This is a genomic window from Cellulosimicrobium sp. RS, assembly GCF_046159675.1.
Taxonomy (GTDB): Bacteria; Actinomycetota; Actinomycetes; order Actinomycetales; family Cellulomonadaceae; genus Cellulosimicrobium; species Cellulosimicrobium funkei.
The window spans coordinates 61,926-83,026 of record NZ_JBJXVU010000012.1 but is presented as its reverse complement, the minus strand read 5'-3'; the positions used below and the strand labels follow the sequence as shown (position 1 = coordinate 83,026).

Annotated in this window: 23 protein-coding genes; 15 read left to right on the top strand and 8 right to left on the bottom strand. The window is 70.5% G+C overall.

The genetic code is table 11. The features are described from left to right. Positions 1-4 precede the first annotated feature (4 nt). A complete protein-coding gene (locus ACI769_RS17470; protein WP_211934301.1) occupies positions 5-847 on the top strand; it encodes a hypothetical protein in 843 nt (280 codons plus the stop codon). A gap of 95 nt (positions 848-942) precedes the next feature. On the opposite strand, the gene ACI769_RS17465 is transcribed toward ACI769_RS17470, so the two are convergent. After that, positions 943-1,293 (bottom strand): hypothetical protein, encoded by a 351-nt coding sequence (locus ACI769_RS17465; protein WP_211934300.1) that lies wholly within the window; start codon positions 1,291-1,293, stop codon positions 943-945. 1,086 nt (positions 1,294-2,379) lie between these two features. On the opposite strand from ACI769_RS17465, the gene ACI769_RS17460 reads away from it, so the two are divergent. Then, positions 2,380-2,961, top strand: coding sequence for a hypothetical protein (locus ACI769_RS17460; protein ID WP_211934299.1), 582 nt, complete (start codon positions 2,380-2,382; stop codon positions 2,959-2,961). Between the two features lie 330 nt (positions 2,962-3,291). Further along, positions 3,292-3,501, top strand: a complete 210-nt coding sequence (locus ACI769_RS17455) for an ABC transporter ATP-binding protein (RefSeq protein WP_211934298.1) — start codon at positions 3,292-3,294, stop codon at positions 3,499-3,501. Between the two features lie 47 nt (positions 3,502-3,548). Here ACI769_RS17455 and ACI769_RS17450 read toward each other — a convergent pair whose 3' ends face one another. Further along, a complete protein-coding gene (locus tag ACI769_RS17450; RefSeq protein WP_211934297.1) occupies positions 3,549-4,559 on the bottom strand; it encodes an Abi family protein in 1,011 nt (336 codons plus the stop codon). 231 nt (positions 4,560-4,790) lie between these two features. Between ACI769_RS17450 and ACI769_RS17445 the strand changes: the two genes are divergently transcribed. Next, entirely contained in the window at positions 4,791-5,309 is a 519-nt protein-coding gene (locus tag ACI769_RS17445; protein WP_244985825.1) for a GNAT family N-acetyltransferase, read from the top strand. A gap of 355 nt (positions 5,310-5,664) precedes the next feature. On the opposite strand, the gene ACI769_RS17440 is transcribed toward ACI769_RS17445, so the two are convergent. Then, entirely contained in the window at positions 5,665-6,342 is a 678-nt protein-coding gene (locus ACI769_RS17440) for a hypothetical protein (RefSeq protein WP_211934296.1), read from the bottom strand. A 646-nt stretch (positions 6,343-6,988) separates the two neighbouring features. Between ACI769_RS17440 and ACI769_RS17435 the strand changes: the two genes are divergently transcribed. Next, entirely contained in the window at positions 6,989-7,426 is a 438-nt protein-coding gene (locus tag ACI769_RS17435) for a hypothetical protein (protein WP_409142032.1), read from the top strand. Between the two features lie 12 nt (positions 7,427-7,438). On the opposite strand, the gene ACI769_RS17430 is transcribed toward ACI769_RS17435, so the two are convergent. After that, a complete protein-coding gene (locus ACI769_RS17430; protein ID WP_211934294.1) occupies positions 7,439-8,146 on the bottom strand; it encodes a hypothetical protein in 708 nt (235 codons plus the stop codon). Positions 8,147-8,193: 47 nt separating this feature from the next. Here ACI769_RS17430 and ACI769_RS17425 point away from each other — a divergent pair, with 47 nt between their 5' ends. Beyond that, on the top strand, positions 8,194-8,487 hold the full coding sequence (locus tag ACI769_RS17425; protein WP_211934293.1) for a hypothetical protein: 294 nt from the start codon (positions 8,194-8,196) through the stop codon (positions 8,485-8,487). Between the two features lie 11 nt (positions 8,488-8,498). Here ACI769_RS17425 and ACI769_RS17420 read toward each other — a convergent pair whose 3' ends face one another. Continuing rightward, positions 8,499-8,624 carry a hypothetical protein gene (locus tag ACI769_RS17420; protein ID WP_276515686.1) on the bottom strand — a complete coding sequence of 42 codons (126 nt, stop codon included), beginning with the start codon at positions 8,622-8,624 and terminating at the stop codon, positions 8,499-8,501. A 1,024-nt stretch (positions 8,625-9,648) separates the two neighbouring features. Here ACI769_RS17420 and ACI769_RS17415 point away from each other — a divergent pair. Then, positions 9,649-9,834 (top strand): hypothetical protein, encoded by a 186-nt coding sequence (locus ACI769_RS17415; protein ID WP_211934292.1) that lies wholly within the window; start codon positions 9,649-9,651, stop codon positions 9,832-9,834. A 59-nt stretch (positions 9,835-9,893) separates the two neighbouring features. Here ACI769_RS17415 and ACI769_RS17410 read toward each other — a convergent pair whose 3' ends face one another. Further along, positions 9,894-10,772 carry an ATP-dependent DNA ligase gene (locus tag ACI769_RS17410; RefSeq protein ID WP_211934291.1) on the bottom strand — a complete coding sequence of 293 codons (879 nt, stop codon included), beginning with the start codon at positions 10,770-10,772 and terminating at the stop codon, positions 9,894-9,896. A 72-nt stretch (positions 10,773-10,844) separates the two neighbouring features. Between ACI769_RS17410 and ACI769_RS17405 the strand changes: the two genes are divergently transcribed. After that, on the top strand, positions 10,845-12,005 hold the full coding sequence (locus tag ACI769_RS17405; RefSeq protein WP_211934290.1) for a tyrosine-type recombinase/integrase: 1,161 nt from the start codon (positions 10,845-10,847) through the stop codon (positions 12,003-12,005). Beyond that, a complete protein-coding gene (locus ACI769_RS17400; RefSeq protein ID WP_244985824.1) occupies positions 12,002-14,530 on the top strand; it encodes a tyrosine-type recombinase/integrase in 2,529 nt (842 codons plus the stop codon). Before ACI769_RS17405 ends, ACI769_RS17400 begins: the two co-directional genes overlap by 4 nt. 27 nt (positions 14,531-14,557) lie before the next feature. On the opposite strand, the gene ACI769_RS17395 is transcribed toward ACI769_RS17400, so the two are convergent. Further along, on the bottom strand, positions 14,558-14,887 hold the full coding sequence (locus tag ACI769_RS17395; protein ID WP_211934289.1) for a helix-turn-helix transcriptional regulator: 330 nt from the start codon (positions 14,885-14,887) through the stop codon (positions 14,558-14,560). Between the two features lie 64 nt (positions 14,888-14,951). Here ACI769_RS17395 and ACI769_RS17390 point away from each other — a divergent pair, with 64 nt between their 5' ends. Together ACI769_RS17390 and ACI769_RS17385 are read left to right on the top strand one after the other, a co-directional pair. After that, the gene (locus ACI769_RS17390; RefSeq protein WP_211934288.1) at positions 14,952-16,034 is read left to right on the top strand and encodes an NAD(P)/FAD-dependent oxidoreductase; all 1,083 of its coding nucleotides are present in this window, start codon (positions 14,952-14,954) and stop codon (positions 16,032-16,034) included. Then, entirely contained in the window at positions 16,031-17,251 is a 1,221-nt protein-coding gene (locus tag ACI769_RS17385; RefSeq protein ID WP_211934287.1) for an MFS transporter, read from the top strand. Before ACI769_RS17390 ends, ACI769_RS17385 begins: the two co-directional genes overlap by 4 nt. 49 nt (positions 17,252-17,300) lie before the next feature. On the opposite strand, the gene ACI769_RS17380 is transcribed toward ACI769_RS17385, so the two are convergent. Beyond that, the gene (locus ACI769_RS17380) at positions 17,301-17,558 is read right to left on the bottom strand and encodes a DUF2180 family protein (protein ID WP_409142041.1); all 258 of its coding nucleotides are present in this window, start codon (positions 17,556-17,558) and stop codon (positions 17,301-17,303) included. Between the two features lie 75 nt (positions 17,559-17,633). Between ACI769_RS17380 and trxB the strand changes: the two genes are divergently transcribed. From trxB to ACI769_RS17360, 4 genes are read left to right on the top strand one after another with little or no spacing between them, the layout of a single operon-like run. Then, positions 17,634-18,656 carry a thioredoxin-disulfide reductase gene (gene trxB, locus ACI769_RS17375; protein WP_211934285.1) on the top strand — a complete coding sequence of 341 codons (1,023 nt, stop codon included), beginning with the start codon at positions 17,634-17,636 and terminating at the stop codon, positions 18,654-18,656. Beyond that, complete coding sequence (trxA, locus tag ACI769_RS17370; protein WP_211934284.1) at positions 18,653-18,976, top strand: thioredoxin; 324 nt, start codon at positions 18,653-18,655, stop codon at positions 18,974-18,976. Before trxB ends, trxA begins: the two co-directional genes overlap by 4 nt. Then, positions 18,973-20,079: an ACR3 family arsenite efflux transporter gene (gene arsB, locus ACI769_RS17365; RefSeq protein WP_211934283.1), complete on the top strand. Its 1,107-nt coding sequence runs from the start codon at positions 18,973-18,975 to the stop codon at positions 20,077-20,079. The genes trxA and arsB overlap by 4 nt, the downstream gene beginning before the upstream one ends. Next, entirely contained in the window at positions 20,076-21,086 is a 1,011-nt protein-coding gene (locus ACI769_RS17360; RefSeq protein ID WP_211934282.1) for a metalloregulator ArsR/SmtB family transcription factor, read from the top strand. The genes arsB and ACI769_RS17360 overlap by 4 nt, the downstream gene beginning before the upstream one ends. The last annotated feature ends 15 nt before the right edge of the window (positions 21,087-21,101 follow it).

The following is a 21,101-nucleotide window of genomic DNA, read 5'->3' as shown; positions in this document are numbered from 1 at the left end:
CCAAATGAGCAGTGAGGACGAGTTCGGGCAGGAGGTCGACCGCGTCGTGCGCTCGACCATGATGGCGATCGGCCAGGTCCGCGAGCAGCTGGCCCGTGCCCAGGCCACCCGCGCCACCGCGCGCCACCAGGAGGTCGCGCGCGTGGCCGGTGAGCATCGCGAGCAGATCGCGATGGTCTACGACCGGGTCCGGCGCGAGGACTTCTGGCGCACCGCGGGCCACCAGGACGTCGCCGAGCTCGCGACGTTCACCTCCACCATCGCCCCGCACGATGCGCGCGGGCGCGAGGCCCACCAGGTCGTGCGCGAGCAGGTCGGTGCCCGGTTCGGCGTCGACGTCGACGCCGTCGCCCGCGCCCACCCCAACCCGGCCGATCGCACCAACGCGCTGTGGCACGCGCTCGACGACGCGGCCGCCGCCCAGCGCGAGGACGCCCAAGCCCGGGAGGACTTCGCCGAGGCCGACGAGCTCGACGAGCGCGCCAGCGACAAGGCCGCCCAGGCCGACCCGTCCGCCGACGTCGACGCCCAGCGCGCGGACGACACCCGCGAGGACGCCCGCGAGCACCTGGTCGAGCACGACCGGCTCCACGACTCCGCCAAGACCCACGCCGGCGAGGCGAGCAAGACCGGCGCCGTCGACGGGCCGGCGTACGCCCCCGTCACCGAAGACGAGCTCAAGCACGCCCCCGCCGCCGCGGCCACCGCCCGGCGCGAGGCCGCCACCAACTTCCCGGCCTCCGCCAACGCCACCCTGCGCGGTGCCCGACACGGCGCGGCGCCCCGCGCCCGCACGAACCGCAGCCGCGCCCACACCCGGGACCACGCCGCCGAACTTACGCGCTGACCAAAGGCACGATGGCGCCCACCTCAAGCCACGTAGGTGGGCGCCATCCGTCTAGATTTCGTCGGCGGCCCCGTCAGCTGCTGTCGTTGGCGCCCTCAAACCTTCTTCTTGAGTCGGCTCCGCTTCTTGGTCGCGGGTGTCGAAGGCTTGGCTCCTGCAGGCGGGGCTGGGGCGGTCTTGGCCGGTTGGAGCGCCGCGCCCCTGAGCTTGTAGACGTTGCGCACACGGTCGCGGTCATCACCATTGCCGCCGCGGGGCGTGTCGAGCATCTTCTTGGTGACGCGCAGCAAGCCGAGGTTCTCGAGTGCGTGGGTGCCACTGGTGCGCATGGATGGCTTGATGCAGTACCAGGCGGGGAAGTTCTGAATCGACCACCACATCCCGTCTTGAACGCTGTCGGGCTCTGCGAGAAGGATCAGCAGCATGGCGAGCTCCGGGGCAGCCATGCGTTGGATGTACCCCTGCCATAGAGCGTCGGGCATCTGTAGATAGAGCTCAGGCGCGGCCTTCGCGCGCCCTGGCCTCCCAGAGCGCTTCTGCTCGCTAGGCGGGCGGTACGGAGCCCCTGATCCGTCTTCACGAAGAAGCGTGATCGTGGAGGCGGCGCCGCGGCTCGTCTCTACATCAATCAACTGCAGTTCTTGGAGTCGGCTGATCGCGTCGTTGACTCGTCGAGCACCCCGGTGGGCATAGTCCTCGAGATCTAGCAGGGCGGCCCATCGGCGAGCGGAGATTGTCGAGTCATAGGGTGCCGCAGAACTGCGTCGAATCAGTCCGAGATACAGCTTCAGAGGCACCGCGCCGCCTCGCCCGCGCGTCGAGACGATCTGCGCAAGGGGGGGAGGGCTCTCAGGGTCCTCTGTACGCACGAACGTCTTCCGAACCGGTGTCGTCATGCGGCGCCCTGGAGCCGAGTCGAGCAGCTTCGTGACCTCACCCTGAGCGGGAGGACTGAGGTCACCGAGGCTCACTTTGACGCCAGTGCGGGCGACGATCGCTCTCTGGCGTCGCGATGAACTAGATGTCCTCTCTACTTCGCTCATCTGGCTCCTAGTGGGTGGGGCTTGAAGGTAGGGGTGACTCTGTAACTACCACCTACCATACCGCACTCAGACGTCTCATGGCTTGCTGCACTCAAACGTATGCCCAGGTCATGGTGGCAGAACGCTCGACAACCGCTGTAGCGTGATATCCACGACCTGGAGGAAGCGTCTCTGTGGCTGAGGGCCAAGGGGCCCGCGCGGTCATCGAGGACTCCGGGCCGAGTCGGTAGTCAGCGACACCCTGCGCGATGGGGTGCGTTGGGGCGGCGAGGCAGTGCCTACCTGGAAGTGCCAGGGGAGGGTGCTGCCGGCGGTAGTTGCCCGTGCCGACCGACGGGTCTCGAGGGTTGGAACCTCGAGACCCGTCGCCCTTTGGTGCCTGCGAACACGCCTCATCGCACCTCGGCAGCACAGCCTGCCGCTGATCGTCATCAAGCGCGGCACCTGATGTTCGACTGTGTGTCAGATCCATGCAGAAGAATCAAGACTGTGAAGCCGAGCAAGCGGTGGGCTAGAGACGTAGACCTGCTGACTGAGTTCCGGGGCGCCTACATCGACCTCCTGAACAGCGCACAAGCTCGTTCCGATGGCTTGTTCATGGAGCTTGTTCCTGCGGTCGACCACGGTATTTGGCAGGCCAAGCGGAGGGCAGTGGCAATGGCCGCGGGGGCGGCTGGCGCTGTCCACGAGCGGCACGGCGGCACGTACACGCTCGCTAATGGTGCCTACATGACGCGGGACGTGAACCCGGTCGTCAACTGGGAGATGAGTCTGCGCGACCCGCAGCAGCTTCGGCCCGACATGGTCATCGCGTCCGTAGAAGCAGCTATCGGCGCTGCCAATAAGGCTGCAGCCGACGCCTCGGAACGCGAGAAGGGACTCACCGGGTTGATCGCAGGCTTTCTGAGGTGGCCGGCCAACCTGCGCGAGGCGGTCGGTCCGGGACGCTCCGTGCGCACCGCCGCTGGCGCTATCGGCGTCCTAGGACAAGTGCTTGTCGGTACCGCCGCGACGGCGCTTGCCACGGGCCTCGTTACGGGCATCGCGACGTTGTGGCAGATGTTCTTCTGATGCCCAGAGCGTCGCCCGGATCTGCAGTGGCCATGCGGTCGGGTGTAGATGCGCGGCGGCGTCCTCGGGCAGCCAGCGGACCGCAACCACAACATGTAGGGCGCTCACCGCGACACGAAGCGACATCTTGTGGCGCCGTGTCGGTGTGACCTGCAAGACTCTCGTTGAAGCACGGAGAGCCCAGATCGGGCTCATGCCGATCCGGGCTCTCGCGGCTCACTGGGCGGTGAACCACGAGAGTAACCAGGTCTGCTTCCCACGCGGAAGATCTGGGCGGCTCGGTTCCGGGAACTTCATGACCGGGCCGCAGGCCCAGAAGGGAGCGAACCCATGGGTCGCTCGATCAAGCGCAGCACCGTCACCGGCCAGTTCCGTTCGAACGCGGCTGCCGCACGTTGGCCCAGCAAGACGGTCACTGAACGGGTCGGCAGCGGCACCAGTAACCGCCGCACCGTCTACCGCGACGGAGGTTCGGGGCAGTTCGTCTCGAAGGACCAGGCCCGCCGGGACCCTGGCGGCACCATGGCCCAGCGAGTCTGATGAAGGGCGGCGCCCCGGCGAGTGGTCGGGGCGCCGCCGTCAGAACTTCATTGCAGTTCGCCAGTCTGTTCCCACAGGTTGAGCGACGTCCATTCTCGCGGGCCGCCCAGCGCCCCAAGCGTGAGGTCCGGCGACGAGGGGAAGGTGCCACACAGTTCGACGAGCCGGTGACACCAGTCCGAACTGCGGTCAACGGATCGCAGCATGTAGGCGATCACGGCCAGCGCGTTGTACACCCCGAAGGCGCCCTTGGGCGTGTCCTCGTCGCGCAGATGGTCGAGCAGCGGCACAAGCCCCAATCGCGGTCGCGCCGGCGCGTTCTGGAGCTTGCGGTTGAAGAGGCGCGCGTGATGCGCAGCCACGTTGCGTACATAGTTCAGGCTCGCTAGCCAGCTCGCCATCAGTTTCTTGGTCGGGACAGCGAAGGCCTCGGCGATCTCCTGAGCGTCGTCCTCGTTTAGGCCGCGGTACAGGGTTGCGAGCTGACCAAGCTCAAGAATCTCGGTGAGCGCCCAAATCGGCATTTGTCCGTCGTACTCGTCACGGAAGTGGGCGACGAACGTCTCGTCGGAACTGGCGCGGCGCTGGGCGACACGCTGTAACCACTGCGCGTGCTTGCTCGGCTGCGTCTTCCACCCAGTCTCGCCGTCCACCTGATGCTCGACGAACGAGGTCAGGAAGGTGGCGGGGTTGAGATGCGCGAACGGAGACCGGCGGCCGAGGACGTACCCGGCCTGCATGCGCAGGGCGACTTCGATGCGCTCGACGCCGTCCATGACAAGCATGCGCAACTGTCGATCGAAGTCGATCACTCGCGCGATATGTGCGATGGACGTGTCAGGGCGGTAGCCGCTGAGGACGCGCGTCCGGACCTTGCCGTCCGCGTCCTTGACCTGTTCCGAACAGCGGAATGGGTACAGGTAACCCGTGAGCCGGTAGTAGCCGACAGCTCTCAAGCAAGCCGAAGCGCGATCACGCGGGTCGACGGCGACCCCACGGCTCGCAAGCCTCTCTAGCTGGTCGTCGAGCGAGAGCCATGGCTTGGTGTACTCACCCATGAGCCTCCAGAGACAAGAAAATCAGCCCGCCGCCATAGGGCAACGGGCTGATCGTGATGCCTGGACACTAGCACGCTTCCGGTGGTCTGCTCGAGGGCGCGCTACGGGCCGTCCCGCAGAGCTGCTGCAGATGGACACCGTCGCGGGAGCTGCTGGCCCTCATCGACCTGACTATGAGCCAGCGTTGCCGCTCGAACCAGGATGCTCGCGCGCGTTGCTAGCCTCCAGACTGTGAGGGACGAAGTGCTGCAGGTCGAGGTGGGAAACGCCGACGACATCGCGGCCGCGCAAGGCCTGATCGACGCCGCGCGAAAGTGGCTGGATGCGCGGTCGATCGATCAGTGGCAGGACGACATCCCCGACGCAGTGATCAGGGCCGACGTTGACAGGGGCGACCTCTACGTCGTGCGCGACGGTTCGAAGCTTGCTGCGATGATCGTGCTCTGCGAATCCGATCGCGAGACATGGGGCGATGACGACGAGCCTGCGGTGTATGTGCACCGGCTTGCGGTCGCCCAGCATCGGCGCGGCGCCGGTCTGGGCCGTCGCCTGCTGCAGTGGGCGCGAGACCAGGCCGTGAAACGGGGCCGGCCGCTGGTCCGTCTGGACTGTGCCGCCCACAACCCCGGACTGCGCGGCTTCTACGAGCGCGAGGGCTTCGTCCACGTGCGGGACGTGGTCGTTGCTGCTCCAGACGGATCGCGCCTCCTTGCCTCGAGCCTCTATCAGAGGACGGCTACGGGCGCCTGAGCCACCACGGCTCTGCGTGCCGGGCGGCCCGTCGCCTTTCCGCGGAATCGTGCATCCGATGCACGAAACCTGCGTGACCAGCGGATCCGCGAGAAGGCTCTGGGTGGAGATGCGGGCATGGGGGCGACCGACGAGCCGTCTGGCCTGCGAAGACGCCGTGACGGCACCGCGGTGCGAGTTCGGGCATCAGATGCAACGCGCACTGGTTTCACGCCGATAATAGACCTTATGTCACCTTTGTCCGCTTCGAGCGTCGCTGGAGCGTTGCACGAGCGACCCGGTGGTCCTCCCTCGCGCTCGCTGGCCATGGCCGCTCGCGACGGGGGTGCCACCGGGAACGGTCTGGAACCAGTTGCTACACGGTGGCAAGCATCTTGAAGGGCGCGGTGGCCAGCGGCACGAACCCGTATCTGCGGTACACCGCGACGTGCTGGTCCGTCGCAGCCTCAGCCGTGATGGTCTGCCCGGACGGCACGGTACGGCGCGCGTGCTCACCGACCAGGGCGAGGCCGCCGCGCGGGAGCCGAGAGGCGACGCTGTCCATCGCCCAATCGGCGCGCCGCCGCGCAGCACGGTCAGCCTTGCGCTGGGCGGAAGGCTGCGCGCGACGTGCCGCGGTCTCCACGCGCTGGACGTGCTCGAGGCGCGACATCAGGACCGCGAGGACCACGACCGCGCCCGTTCCCGCCCACCCGGCGACAGCCAGCAGGAGCGGCACACTGAGCCACCAGGGCACCAGCGTGAAGACCCACCCGAGCACGACCCCGCCCGGGACGCCGACCAGGACCGCGAACGCGAGCACCCGGGCGAGCCCGAACAGCATGGCGCCAGTCGTGCGGCGCGTCAGCCGGGCAACGACCTTCCGGTCGGCGTGAACGAAGCCCGGTAGCAACATCACCGTTACGACCCAGATCGGCCACGCCGCGACCGCGAGCACCCGCCGTGAACCAGAACCTCGAGCAAGGTTGAACGACCAGGACAGCGTCCATGCGACGGCGCCCCAGTCCATCGGCCGGACACGTCGCATCACCACCCGTCGACCCTAGCCCGCAGCCGACGGGCCGGTCTGTGAGCCGGTGTCCGTGTTCGCAGCGGTCCCCGTTCGGTACCACCGCTGGTAGTGCATCCGGCACATCCCCCGGGCCGCGGACATCCGTCCGCATCCCGCGACAAGGCAGACGTCGCGGGTGCGTGCACGCGCAGGCTGCGTCGCAGCGAAGTGCGCCCGGGCGCGCGCTGCGGTGTCGGCGTCGATATGCCAGGCCCCGGACGCTGCGCGCGGGACGTTGTGGCGCAGCCAGTACCGCACGGCGGACGGCGACACACCAACCTCCGCAGCGAGCTCCGCGGGCGTGAGCGTGCGCGGCATGCTCGGAGCGTACGAACGCCCCGGCGAGCTCGCCGCCCACCAGGCCGCGGGGTCCGGGGCCCGCGTGTTCCTGCTGCTCAGCGCATAGGTAGCGCCGATGAGCACCACGAACACCCGCCGCGCCCGTGCCCGCACCGCCACTCTCGTCGCCGCCAGCGTCCTCGCCGCAGGCGCCGCCGCAGTTCTGGTCCTCGGGCCGGGCGAGACCGACGCCGGCGAGCCGGCGGCTACCTCGAGCCCCACCGCGACGGCGGAGGCCACGCCCGCCGCGTCGCCAGAGCCGACCGAGCCGCCCGCCCCGGAGCCGGTCGTGCCCACCGGCGTCGGCGAGACGGTCCCGGCCGACCTGGTCGACGCCGCCCGTGCAGCGGGCGCGCGCGTGTATGTCTCGCCGAACGGTGACGGCACCGGCGTCGTCGTCGACGGCACGGCCCCGGAGGTCGCGGTCGCCGACGCCCACGCCATCGACGGTGCCCCCTCCGACGTGGAGGCCGTGTTTGCCCAGGGTGACCAGCTGACCGAGGTCGCCGTCGCGTTCGACGCAGCCGGCCTCCGTGTCATCGTCATCATCCCGGCGGGGCAGGTCGACGCCACCAGCATGCGGGTGACGGGGTACACCACCATGCCGAACAAGCTGGTGACCGACTTCCAGCGGGTCATCAACGGCAGCAAGGCTGCTGCGGTCGGCGCAGCCGAGGCGTACGCGGCCGCCCACCCCGGCACCCTCGTCGTCGACACCACCGCCTGACGCGCGTCCGCTCTAGCTGACGAGGCGCAGCGCGCCGCGCTGCGCGCGGGCGGGTCGGGCCTCCCCCGCGATCGCGTCGACGAGCGGGCCGGCGGGTGTGGGCAGGGTCAGGGTCCACCGGTCGGTGGCGCCGCGGGTGGTGCGTTCGACGTCGAGCTCGCAGCGGCGCAGGTACCGCCCGCCCCGGTCGACGCCGGACCAGCGGTGCGCGGCCACCTCGAGCCGCACGGCGGCCTGCTCCCACGGGCGCGTGGTCACCAGCCCCGCGCCGCGCTCTCGGGCGCGGGCGAGCAGGCGCCGGCGCTCGGCCGCTGTCAGCGCGACGCCCGGCCCGACCGCGACGTATGCGAAGCCGTCGAGCAGCGCGGCGAGCACGGTCGCGCCGTCGTGCCCCACGCGCGGCACGAGCGCGACCCGGTCAAGGTCGACGCCGGCGTCGGCCGCGGCGAGCACCCCGAGGTCGGGCATGCCGACGAACGCGACCCAGTCCGCCGGCCCCTGCGACATCGCGAGCAGGGCCAGGAGCAGGCTCGTCGACCCGGCCACGACGCTCGCCGCCCCGGCGGGCAGGCGCCCCTCGTCGAACAGCGCGCCAAGGGGCCGGGGCGTGTCGTCGACGTCGACGACGGCCGGGCGCAGGGTGCGCACGCCGGTGCGCAGCTCGGCACGGTGCAAGGCCGCGCGAGCCACCTCCAACGCGTCCGCGGCGGTCGCACTCACCCTCCCAGTATGCGGCCTGACTCGAACATATGTTCTAACGTTGGGGGGTGGGATCTCGTCGACGTCCACCGGTGGGCGGGTGGCCGTCCGGCATCGAGACGGTGCCGCTGCGCGACCACGCCGAGGAGGCGCCCGAGCTCGCGCGCCGCGGCGTGCCGATCGTGCGGCCGCCGGAGGGCATCCCCGTGCGGGCATGGATTACCCAGCGCCAGAGCGGCGAGGCGCACGTCGACGGCGAGGCCATCGCATGGGCCGGTCGCCAGGTCCACATCAGGTACGTGTCCCCGGCCGGACGCGAGGGCTGGGCCTGGCTGTGGGCCGACGCCGTCGAGCGGCGCTGACGCGGCCGCGCCTACGGGTGCTCGTCGGCGCGGCCCTCGACCCGGATTCCGATGAGTCGTTCGCCGTCCTGCACCTGCTCGTCGAGCATGGCACGAGCCACCTCGTAGGTGGCAGCCTCGACGGTGGCCTCGCGCACGGGCCCGTCCGCAGGCTGCCCGGGCTGTGGCACGGCTTGGTAGGTGCCATGGACAATCACTGCTGCGCCTCCTAGTTGGGACTCTGACGAACTATGTCGGGGCGCTCCGACACAGACGCCGAACTCGTGCACCCGGAGTCTCCCTGCCGCACGAGCTGATGTGGTTCCTGCGTGGTGAGTCAGGTGGTGTGTGCTGGCTGCAGGAGCGCGGCGTGAGCTTCTGGGACGAGTGAGCGGACGCCGCCTGCGAGCTCATCTCGGCCTGCAGCCGCCCGCGGCCTCGTGGCCGATGCCGGACGGCCGCCACGTCGACCACCTTGCGCGAGTGATCGGGCAGATCCGCAACATCCCCGCCGACGCTGCCAGCACTACCACCGCACAGCCGACCTGTTCCGCGGCGTGCCGTTCAACAGCGCTCCGTACACGCGCCCCTCGGCATCGTCACAGCGCACCCCAGCCTTTAGGCCTGGCGACTTCGTGCGGGCCGGCGGGGTGAAGTGCACATCTACGACGACCACCTCGTGCACCACGGGCGACAGCTCACCTACGTACCGAGCGAGGCACCCGGCAGACGATCACTCACTTCCGACCAGTCGAACGCCGTATCCGATATCGAAAGCGTGGTGTCACGCCATTCAGCCGGTGGGCTCACTCAAGTACTGTGTAGCCGTCCGCTAGGGGCCACCGACAGGCTTACACATACGAAGTTCCACCGGTCTCCTTCGAGGTCCCGCCGGACAGACGAAGAGCCGGGCAGCTGCAACTGACCCGGCCCTCGTCGACAACTGCATATCGGCTCACTCGGTGGCTAGCCATGCGTGCTGTCAGTCGTTTGACGACTCATCCTGACATGTTGAACACGTCAGGGCCAAGCCTCGCGGTGACGTGTTCAACCCATCACTGCCTGTAGTGCTCGGCACTACAGCCAGCGTCGCGCTGAGCGCTGCACACCACGAGGCCACTCCCTGCGTGCGAGCGTTCGCATGGCTGGCCACCTCCCTCGTTTCCTACAAGGAAGGTGTCCATGTCCATCCCCCCTGATCAGCGGCCCGCTGATTCCTACAGCAACGTCGCGATCGTCCTCCTGGCGCTCTCGCTTCTGGGGTTCGGCGGCCCCACCCAGGCGCCGGACCTCGCCCAGTGCCTGAGCCCCATCACCGGTAGCCAGAGCTCGACGGTCGGCACGGAAGCCGGCGGCGAACAGCCGTAGCGACGGGGCCCCGCCCGAGCACGCTCGGGCGGGGCCCAGCCGCAAGCCCATAGGGTCGATCACTGGCCCCGACGTGGCGGTTCCACGGCGGAGACCTCGGCGTCCGGGCGGGCGCGGAGCAGACGTAGGGCGTGGCGGAAAGACCGGCCTGACCAGGCGGCGTCGGCGCTGACCTCGACGACGAGCGGCTCGACCCGCGTGAGCGTGACCGGTTCGGAGCGGTCGGCGTTGAACCGGCCGAACGCACCCGGTGCCACCTGCGCCGGCCAGGGGTGCTCCCCTGCTGGCGGTCGCAGGTGGACGGCGAGAGCGCGGCGCGCCGTCGGCGTGAGCGGGCCGGTGCGCCCGACGATGCGCAGCTCGCCGTCGATCGGCAGGCCGGCTACGACCTGTTGCGGCTGGGTCATGGTGCCGATCACCGCGGCGCACACGACGTCGAGCGTGGCCCGGTGCTTGACCTTCAACCAGGCCCGCTCCCCGCCCCGGTACGCCTCGCCGGCGCCCTTGACGACCAAGCCTTCGACACCGGCCACCGTGTACGTCTCGAACCACTCGCGCGCCTCGTCGACGTCGCCGGTCACCGGGGACAGGTTCAGCGGCGGGCGCCACGACGTCGCGGCCTCCTCGAGCAGCGCGCGCCGCTCGCGCAGCGGCCGCCCGCGCACGTCGCGCCCGTCGACGGCGAGGACGTCGAACAGCGCGAACGACGCGGGCCGGCGCCGGGCGTGCGCGGCCGCGCTGCGCGCGCCGCGGCCCATCCGCTCCTGCAAGACCTCGAAGTCGAGCCGGCCCCCGGTCCAGACCACGAGCTCACCGTCGAGCACGGCCCCCGGCGCGACCTGCTCCGCGGCCGCGGCCGCGATCTCCGGGAACGTCGCCGTCAGGTCGGTGCCACGCCGCGACCACAGGCTCACGCCCGCGTCGTCGCGCACGAGCACGCACCGGCACGTTGACTGAACTTCCTAGATCGAGTGGTGACGTGCGGTGTGCGTCATGGGACGCTGTCGCGCGTGACGGGCGCCGTGGGCCGGGTCGTGGAGTGCGACTCCGGCCTGCCGTTCCGGGTCGTGTTCCCCGATCTCGAGCACGCAGCAGCCTCCTTGTACCTGCGTGATCTGTCTGCGTCGGACTGCAGTCCCGCGACGGTCCGCAGCTACGCCTACGACTTGCTCCGGTGGTTCCGGTTCCTCCACCAGCGGCTCGTGGCGTGGGAGCGTGCTGAGCGTGTCGACGTGCGCGCCTTCGTGGAGTACTTACGGGCGGCACCGACGGCGACCGCGTTACGACGCGGAGAGCGTGGCGCCGAGATCAACATGGTTACCGGCAGGGCGAGTCCCGCGACAGGCTTTGCTCCGCGCACGATCAACCACCAACTTTCGGTGCTGGCCGGGTTCTACGACTTTGCGCTCGCCGCGGATCTGGGTCCGCTGGTGAACCCTGTCCCCGCCCAGCGTTCCGGCAGGGGCCGCGTCAACGCCCACCAGGACCCGATGCGTGAATTTCGCCGGCATGCCCGGGCGCCGTACCGCCAGCGGGTACCCAGGATCGGCTGGCGCGGCATCCCTGACGAGTACGTCGACCAGATCTTCGACGCGCTGACGTGTCACCGTGACCGAGCGCTGCTGTCGTTCTGGCTCTCCAGCGGCGTGCGGGCAACCGAGCTGCTGGAGCTGCGGCACGGAGATTACGACTTCGGGGAGCACACGATCACCGTCGTCACCAAGGGAAGCCGCGCGCCAGAACGCGTCCCGGCGAGCCCGGACGCGTTCGTGTGGCTGGCGCTGTACATGCGCGAAGGTCAGCCGGCGGCACCCGGCGATCGGGTCTGGTGGACGCGCACCGGGGCGGCACTCAGACCACTGACCTACCACGCGGCTCGGGCCATGTTCTCGCGCGCGCAACGCGGGATCGGATCGAACTGGACGCTGCACGACCTGCGGCACACGGCCGCCGAGCGCCTGCTGGCCGACCCGGCATTCACCTTGGTCGACGTCCAGACGGTCCTTCGCCACGTGAACATCTTCACCACGACGATTTACACCCAGCCCCGGATGGAGGACGTGTTGGCCAAGGTGCTCGAGCACTTCTCCCGCCCCAAGCCGCCACCTGCTGCTGTCGAGCCCGACTACGACGCGGCGGCCGTGCGTGAGCTGCTCGGCTGGACACCGTGAGCGGCACCGGCGAGGTGGCGCTCGACCCGAGGTTGCCCTCGCGCGCACAGGCAGCCGAGACGAGACGGCGCACCCGGGTCCTTCGTGCGGCCGTTGCACCGGACCCGATGCACTCCAAGGACGGCAGGACGCGCGGTCGGCCCGCCTACGACACCGCCCTACTGCCGCCACTGCGAGAGCCCGACCACGAGCTCGCGCACGTGCAGACCCTCGATGTGGAGGCAACCTGCACCTGGGTCGAGTCCTACCTGTCCGGCCGTTCACAGCCGCTCCCGAAAGCTCAGCGTGCCCGCGACCGTGCCGTACGCAGGGTGCTGACCTGGCTCGCCCAGCACCCGGGATCGACGTGGGAGGAACGGTGGATCTCCAGCGGCTTGGACGCCGCACCGAACGGCGGCATCGATGCCGTCGCTCTCCAGACCGGCGTGCACAGGAAGCTCGTCTCGATCGCCGTGATGTCGCTCATCGAGGCGCGCACGGTGCGGCCCTCCTACTCCTGGCTGCTGCGAGCCGCGCACTACCGGCGCGCCCCGTCAGCCCGGTTCCTCGACACCGCCGAACCCGACGCCATGGTCCGGCTACGGGCACTGTCCGCCTATGAGCACGCGCCCGAGCTCGCGCGCCGCAACGCCGAGACCTGCCTGGCGCGAGTCCTGATCCGCACCGGCAAGCGCCTGGGACGGCTCACGGGCGACGATCTGCTCGCCTACGCCGACGTCGTGCGTACCTCCCAGCGGCACAACAAGGAGCACCTGGCCTGGGAGCTCCTGGTCGCGCTGGGGCCCCTCGCCGGTGAACCGCCGACGCTACGGGCCGCCTGGGCGGCAGCCGGGAACTCTCGCCAGCACTCCGTCCAGACCCTCGTCGCCCGGTACGGCCTCCCGCACTCAGGGGTTCTGGACCTGCTGGTCGACTACCTCGGCGAGCTGCGCGCGAGCCTGGACTACGGGTCGTTGGAAGGCCTGTCGTATCGGCTGGTGCGCCTCTTCTGGGGACAGGTCCTCGCCCTGAATCCGGATCAGGCCGACTTGCGTCTGGCTCCGGCGGTCGCTGTTCGGTGGCGTGAGCGGCTCGCCACGACTCTTGACGGACACCCGCGTCGCGACGTGGCGTCGGTGTTCTTCTCGGTACGCGCGCTCTACCGCGACCTGGCCGAGTGGTCCCACGAGGAGCCCGAACGCTGGGCCTACTGGGTCGCGCCCTGCCCCGTCCCACGACACGAGTCCCGGAGCGCGTCGAAGGCCAACCGTCAACGACGCTCGCGCATGCAAGCACGTACCCGGACACTCACCCCGCACCTTCCACGGTTCACCGCCGCCGCCCACGCGCTACGAGAGGACGGGAGCCGGCTGCTGGCCGCAGCCGTCACGGCCGGTCACGGCGAGCGGTTCACCGTCGATGGCATCACCTACGAACGCCACGACCCGCCCCTCCACTCGAACCGAGCTGCGCGCAACCAGGTCTGGGCCCGGATCGTCGAGATCGCCGAGCACGCCCGCATCCCACCGGCGCAACGCGGCCTGGTGTGCATCTCTCGCCTGGAGGCCGACAGCTTCTGGGCATGGGCCGTGGTCGAGTCGTTGCGCGAGACGGGAGTGCGGATCGAAGAGCTCCTCGAGCTCACGCAGCTGTCCCTGCGGCACTACGTCGCGCCGACCACCAACACCATCGTGCCGCTGCTGCACATCGTCCCGTCGAAGACCGACGCCGAACGCCTCGTCCCGATGAGCCCCGACCTGGTCAAGGTCCTTGTCGAGGTCCAACGCCGCGCACGCGGCGGCAGCCCGAGCGTCCCCCTGTCGGTCCGGTACGACCCGAACGAGAAGGTGTTCAGCGACCCGCTCCCCCACCTGTTCGCCCGCAGGATCGGCTCCCGGCAGAGCGTGCTCTCCGCCCAGTACGTGCGCACGCTCCTGCACCAGGTCGCCGACCGAGCAGGGATCCACGACGGCGAGACCCCCGTACGGTTCACTCCGCACGACTTCAGACGCCTGTTCGCCACCGACCTCGTCGGCGCAGGCCTCCCGCTGCACATCGTCTCCACGCTCCTGGGGCATCTGAACCTCGACACGACCCGCGGCTACACAGCCGTCTTCCCCGAGCACGTCATCCAGGCCCACCACGCCTTCGTCGAGCGACGCCGGCACACCCGCCCCGAGGAAGAGCTGCGCACGGCCACCCCCGACGAGTGGAACGAGTTCGAGCAACACTTCCTGCTGCGCAAGGTCGCCCTCGGCGACTGCCGCCGCCCGTACGGCACCCCGTGCGTGCACGAGCACGCCTGCACCCGATGCCGCTTCCTCAAGGTCGACCCCGCACAGGCCGGCCGCCTCGACGAGATGACCGTGAACGCCGAAGCCCGGCTGCGAGAGGCGCGCGAGCGAGTCTGGCTCGGAGAGGTTGCGGCCCTGGAAGAGAGTCTCAGGCACCTGCGAACCCGTAGGCAGGAGGTCGCCCAGCTCTCGCCTACGGGGCCGCCCTCAGCCATCAGGGCGGAACGTGCGAGCTCGGACCCAGACGGCTGAGCGAGCGGCGCGACGACCTCCAGGTGCTCAGCAGCACGCTTGGAGATAGGCCTGCAGGTCGCTCAGCGCACGCGCCACGCCGTCGCGGTCGGCGCGGTAGAGCACGACCCGGCCTTGGCGGCGCGAGGTCACAATGCCACCACGGCGCAGGATCTGCAGGTGCTGGGATGCAGTGGGCTGGCTGATGCCTGCACGTTCGGCCACCTCCCCGACCGCGAGCTCGCCGCCGCGCGCGAACAGCAGCAGGACACGCTGGCGTGTGGGGCTCGCCAACGCGCTGAGAAAGTCGTGCGTCGCCTCGGCCAGCGCGAGCGGCGCAGCTTCCACGACCGCTGGGCGGCTTGTCGGCGTGCTCATCCCTGGAGCGTATCTCGATCCATCGTCGTATTGACATATTGCGAATCATCGATACGTTACGGATGTGACGACGTCAACGACGCTCCCCGTGATCATCAGCGGTGCCGGCCAGTCGGGCCTGGCCGCGGCCAGGGCCGTGCGCGAGCGAGGTCTCGAGCCGCTCGTGCTGGAGGCGGGCGACCGACCGGTGGGGTCGTGGCCGTCGTACTACGACAGCCTGCGGCTGTTCTCCCCGGCCCGGTACAGCGGCTTCCCCGGGTTCGGCTTCGGGGGGGACCCGGACCGGTACCCGGCGCGGGACGAGGTGGTCGAGCACCTGCACCGGTACGCCGACCACCTCGGGGTCGAGGTGCGGACGGGAACCCGGGTGGTGGGGGTCGAGCCGGCGGGGACCGGGTTCGTGGTGCGCACGGGCGACGGGGTCGAGCTCGACGCGAGCGGGGTGATCGCGGCGACGGGGTCGTTCGCCAACCCTGTGCGTCCGAGCGTTGCTGGGCTGGAGCACTTCACGGGCCGGGTGGTGCACGCGGCCCAGTACTGCGATCCCTCGTCGTTCGCCGGGGAGCGCGTCGTGGTCGTCGGTGGCGGGAACTCGGGGGTGCAGATCGCGCACGAGCTCGCGCAAGTGAGCGACGTGACCCTCGCGACGCGCCAGCCCGTCGTGTTCGCGACCCAGCGCCCGCTGGGGCGGGACGTGCACTTCTGGTTCCGCGTCACCGGCTTCGACCGCTTCCCCCCGGCGGTGCTTCGACGCGTGGTGCGTGGGCCGCTGGTCCTGGACGCCGGCAGCTATCGCGAGGCGCTGGCGAACGGCACCGTGGACTCGCGCGCGATGTTCAGCGCGGTCGACCAGGACGGGGTGGTGTGGGCAGACGGGGCACGCGAACGCGTCAACGCCCTCGTGCTGGCCACCGGGTACCGGCCCGCGCTGGACTACCTCGGTGACCTGGCCTTGCTGGACGAGCGCGGTATGCCGCGCCAGCGCGGCGGGATCTCGCTCGCCCGGCCGGGACTGGGGTTCGTGGGGCTGGAGCTGCAGCGCTCGTTCGCCTCGAACACGCTGCGCGGCGTGCACCGCGACGCCGCCCACGTCGCCGCGGCGGTCAGCGCGCACGCACGCACCGTGCGTACGCTGACTCGGTCGTGACCACCACGCAGAGGGGCCGAGGCGACGCCGGTCTGCGCACCGGCCCACGCGGCACCCTCGCGGCCTTGTGCCTGACCCAGGTCGTGGGGTGGGGCGTCCTGTACTACTCCTTCCCGGTCGCCTTGCCGGCCATCACGGCCGACACCGGCTGGTCGCCAGCCAGCGCGACGGCCGCGTTTTCCGCGGCCCTGGTCGTCGCAGCCGGCGCGGGCGTGCTCGTGGGCAGACGCATCGATCACCACGGTCCCCGGGCGGTGATGACCACTGGGTCCGTCCTGGCGAGCGTCGCCGTGATCGCCGTCGCGCTTGCCCCGTCCCTGGGTTGGTTCCTCGCCGCCTGGGTCATGGTCGGCGTCGCCCAGTCGATGGTGCTCTACGCCCCGGCGTTCACCGCGATCACCCGCTGGTACGGGCCCGCGCGGACCCGGGCCCTGCTCGTGCTGACCCTGGTGGCAGGGCTCGCGAGCACGATCTTCGCGCCCCTGACCGCCGCCCTGGTCCAGCACGCGGGATGGCGCCAGACCTACCTCTTCCTGGCCGTCCTGCTCGCCCTGACGACCATCCCCGCGCACGCAATCGGCCTGCGCGCACCCTGGCCGCCCCTCGAGACCGCCCAGCACGCACACGGCGGAGGCGGGTGGCGAACGATCGCGCGCTCTCGAGCGTTCCTCGCCCTGACCTGCGCCACCGCGCTGGGCGCGTTCGCGATGTTCGCCGCCACCATCCATCTGGTGCCGATGCTGACCTGGCGCGGCCTGACAGCGGCTGCGGCCGCGTGGGCGCTCGGCCTGTCCGGCGCGGGTCAGCTCCTGGGGCGCATCGCGTACGGATCGCTCGCCGCGCGCACCACACCACCCGTCCGCGCCAGCGCGCTCCTCGGCACCTCGGCCCTGACGATCGCCATCGTCGGGCTGCTCGACGGACCGGCCACCGCGCTCATCGCCGCCGCCGTCGCCCTCGGCGTGGCGCGCGGCGCATTCACGCTGCTGCAGTCCACCGCGATCAGCGACCGGTGGGGATCGGGCTCGTACGGCGTCTTGTTCGGGATCCTCAACGCCCCCACCACGCTCGCGATGGCACTGGCGCCCTGGGCGGCCGCCGCGTTCACCGGCGCCACCGGCTCCTACCCGGCGACGTTCGCGGTCCTTGCCGCGTCCGCCGCCCTCGCGGCACTCATCGCCCTGTCGACCGGGGTGCACCGCCCAAACGCTGCATGACCGCCCCGGCGACCCACCAGGGCTTCTTCCGAGCACGGTGAACTGAGCGCTACACGCCGCGACCAGCCGGCTCACGCGCGCCGTCGACGCCCGCCCGCCACACGCCGGCACAAGCTCCAGAGGCGCGGCACCGGTCGCAGCACACGACCCGGTGCTGCCCGAGGGTCGGCGACCCGACACCGTTGCTCCGAACGATCTCGACCCGACACTCCCCCGCGTGCTCGGCGCAGACCGCGGCGCCACAGCGCGGGCAGACCCCCACGGCGACCGTCTCGCGGCCTTCCTGCGCGTGCTCGTAACAGTTCATGATCCACTTCCTGTTGCATCGACGTTCATCGATATCCACCTTGCGCGCTGCATCGACCGGTGTCAACATAGAGGCATGTCGATGCAAGAGGTTCAGGAGATCGTGATCGTGGGGTCGGGCCCCGCCGGGTACACCGCGGCGATCTACGCCGCCCGTGCCGGCCTGGCGCCGGTGGTGGTCGCCGGCTCGGTCACCGCCGGTGGCGCGCTGATGACCACGACCGAGGTGGAGAACTTCCCCGGGTTCGCGGACGGCATCCAAGGCCCTGAGCTCATGGACGCCATGCGGGCCCAGGCCGAGAAGTTCGGGGCGCGCATCGTGTGGGACGACGTGACGTCCCTCGAGCTGGACCGCCCGGTCAAGACGCTCCACACCGGCAGCGGCGACACCTACCGGGCCCGGGCGGTGATCCTGACCACCGGGTCCGCCTACCGCAAGCTCGGCCTGCCCGAGGAGGAGCGGCTGTCCGGGCGCGGGGTGTCCTGGTGCGGCACCTGCGACGGGTTCTTCTTCCGCGACCAGCACATCGCGGTCGTCGGCGGCGGGGACTCCGCGATGGAGGAGGCCACGTTCCTCACCCGGTTCGCGTCCAAGGTCACCGTCGTGCACCGCCGTGGGGAGCTGCGTGCGTCGAAGATCATGGCCGACCGCGCCCTGAACGACCCGAAGATCGAGTTCGCCTGGAACAGCGAGGTCGCCGCGATCGGCGGAGAGAACAAGGTCGAGGGCCTGACGCTGCGCGACACCGTGACCGGCGCCGAGCGCGAGCTGCCCGCGACGGGCCTGTTCGTCGCCGTCGGCCACGAGCCGCGCACCGACCTGGTCAAGGGCCAGGTCGACCTCGACGACGACGGTTACATCCTGGTCCAGGGCCGCTCCACCCGCACCAACCTGTCGGGCGTGTTCGCCGCCGGCGACGTGGTCGACCACACCTACCGGCAGGCCATCACGGCCGCCGGGACCGGCGCCTCCGCCGCCCTGGACGCCCAGGCCTACCTCACCGAGCTCGCCGACGCCGCCGGCCTTGCGAACCTGGCCGGCACGCCCGAGACCCCGAACCCCGACGAGCTGCCCCTGGCGCTGGAGGAGATCCGATGAGCACCGTGACCGTCACCGACGACACCTTCGACGAGGTGGTCCTGGCCTCCGAAGTGCCTGTGCTGGTGGATATCTGGGCCACGTGGTGCGGCCCGTGCCGCCAGGTCGCCCCGATCCTGGCCGAGCTCGCGCAGGAGTACGAGGGCAGGCTCACGATCGCCAAGCTCGACGCCGACGCCAACCCGAAGACCGTGGCGGCGGCGGGCGTCGTGTCGATCCCGACGCTGAACTTCTACTCCGACGGCCAGCTGGTGAAGTCCGTCGTCGGCGCACGCCCGAAGCAGGCGCTGGTCGCCGAGATCGAGGAGGTCCTCGCGTGAGCGACCCCACGACCGCCACGCGCGGGCGCCTGTCCACGCTGGACCGGTGGCTGCCGCTGTGGATCGGCCTCGCGATGGTCGCCGGTCTCGTCCTGGGCCGGTTCGTCCCCGCCCTGTCCGAGGTGCTCACGGCGATGGAGGTCGGCGGGATCTCGGTCCCGATCGCGCTCGGCCTGCTCGTCATGATGTACCCGGTCCTGGCCAAGGTCCGCTACGACCGCGTCGGCGCGGTCACCGGCGACAAGAGGCTCCTGGTCTCCTCGCTGGTACTGAACTGGCTGGTCGGTCCCGCGCTGATGTTCGCCCTTGCCTGGGCCTTCCTGCCCGACCTGCCCGAGTACCGCACAGGGCTGATCATCGTCGGCCTGGCCCGCTGCATCGCGATGGTCGTGATCTGGAACGACCTCGCGTGCGGGGATCGGGAGGCGGCCACGGTGCTGGTCGCGATCAACTCCGCCTTCCAGGTCGTCGCGTTCTCGCTGCTCGGCTACTTCTACCTCACCGTGCTGCCCGGATGGCTCGGTCTGGACACCCAGGGCCTCGACGTCTCGGTCGGGCAGATCGCGCTCAACGTCCTCGTCTTCCTCGGTGTCCCGCTGGCCGCCGGGTTCGCCTCCCGCCTGGTCGGCGAACGCGCCAAGGGCCGCACCTGGTACGAGGACCGGTTCCTGCCGAAGGTCGGGCCGTGGGCGCTGTACGGACTGCTGTTCACGATCGTGCTGCTCTTCGCCCTGCAGGGCGAGGCCGTCGCCTCCCACCCGCTCGACGTGGCCCGCATCGCGCTGCCGCTGCTGGTGTACTTCGCCGCCATGTGGGGCATCGGCATCGTCGTCGGCAAGATGCTCGCGCTCGGTTACGCACGCTCCACGACGCTCGCCTTCACCGCTGCGGGCAACAACTTCGAGCTCGCGATCGCCGTCGCCATCGGCACGTTCGGCGCCACGTCAGGTCAGGCCCTGGCCGGCGTCGTCGGCCCGCTCATCGAGGTCCCCGTCCTCGTCGGCCTCGTCTACGTCTCCCTGTGGCTCGCGCGCCGCTGGTTCGCCGTCGACCCCTACGCCCCCACGACTCGAACACCCGAGCTGGAAGAGGTGAGGTCATGACCACCACACCCTTGACTGTCACGGACCCGGACTGCGCCCCGCAGATCGAGTCCCACGCGATCGGCACCGAGGTCGCCGGCGCCGTCGCCACCACGCTCAAGGCCCTCGCCGAGCCGCTGCGGCTACGGATGCTGTCCTTCATCGCGACCGCACCCGCCGGGGAGGCGTGCGTGTGCGACCTCGCCGCCCTCACCGACGTGTCACAGCCCACCGTGTCGCACCACCTCAAGGTGCTGCGCGACGTCGGCGTGCTGACCTCCGAACGGCGCGGCACCTGGGTCTGGTACCGCATCACCGGCGGTTACAAGGCCGCGGTGACGACGCTGCTCGACTCGTTCGCCCCGGCCGCGCTGGGCTCTGCACACGGTGCGGCCGTCCTGGCGGGGCTGGACGACGTCGACCCGGCGCTCGACCACCTCGCCGAGGACCTCGCCGGAGCGTTTCCCGACGTCCGGTTCGACGTCGTGCAACGCGTGGTCCGCGAGTCCTACACCGACCTGGCCCGCTCGGCGAAGGTCTCGGCCCACCTGGTGCCGCTCACCGCACGGTTCGCCCGCCAGAGACTGGCCGACCTCACCCGCTCCGGCGACGCCCGACCGCAAGTGCTGTTCGTCTGCGTCGCCAACGCCGGACGCTCCCAGCTCGCCGCCGCCCTGCTGCAGCACTACGCCGGGAACCGCGTCGTGGTCCGCTCCGCCGGGTCCACGCCTGCCGCCGACATCCACGACGGGGTGCTCGAGGCCCTGACCGAGCTCGGCACCGACGACGACGAAGCCTTCCCCAAGCCCCTGACCGACGACGCCGTCCGCGCCGCCGATGTCGTCATCACCATGGGCTGCGGCGACGTCTGCCCCGTGCTGCCCGGCAAGAGGTACGAGGACTGGCTCGTCGGCGACCCCGCCCTGGCCTCCCCCGCAGGGGTCGCCGCGATCCGCGACGACCTCGACGAGCGAGTACGGGGCCTGCTCGCCGACCTGCTGCCCGACCTGACCCTGACCATCGCCTGAGATCCACCAGCAACC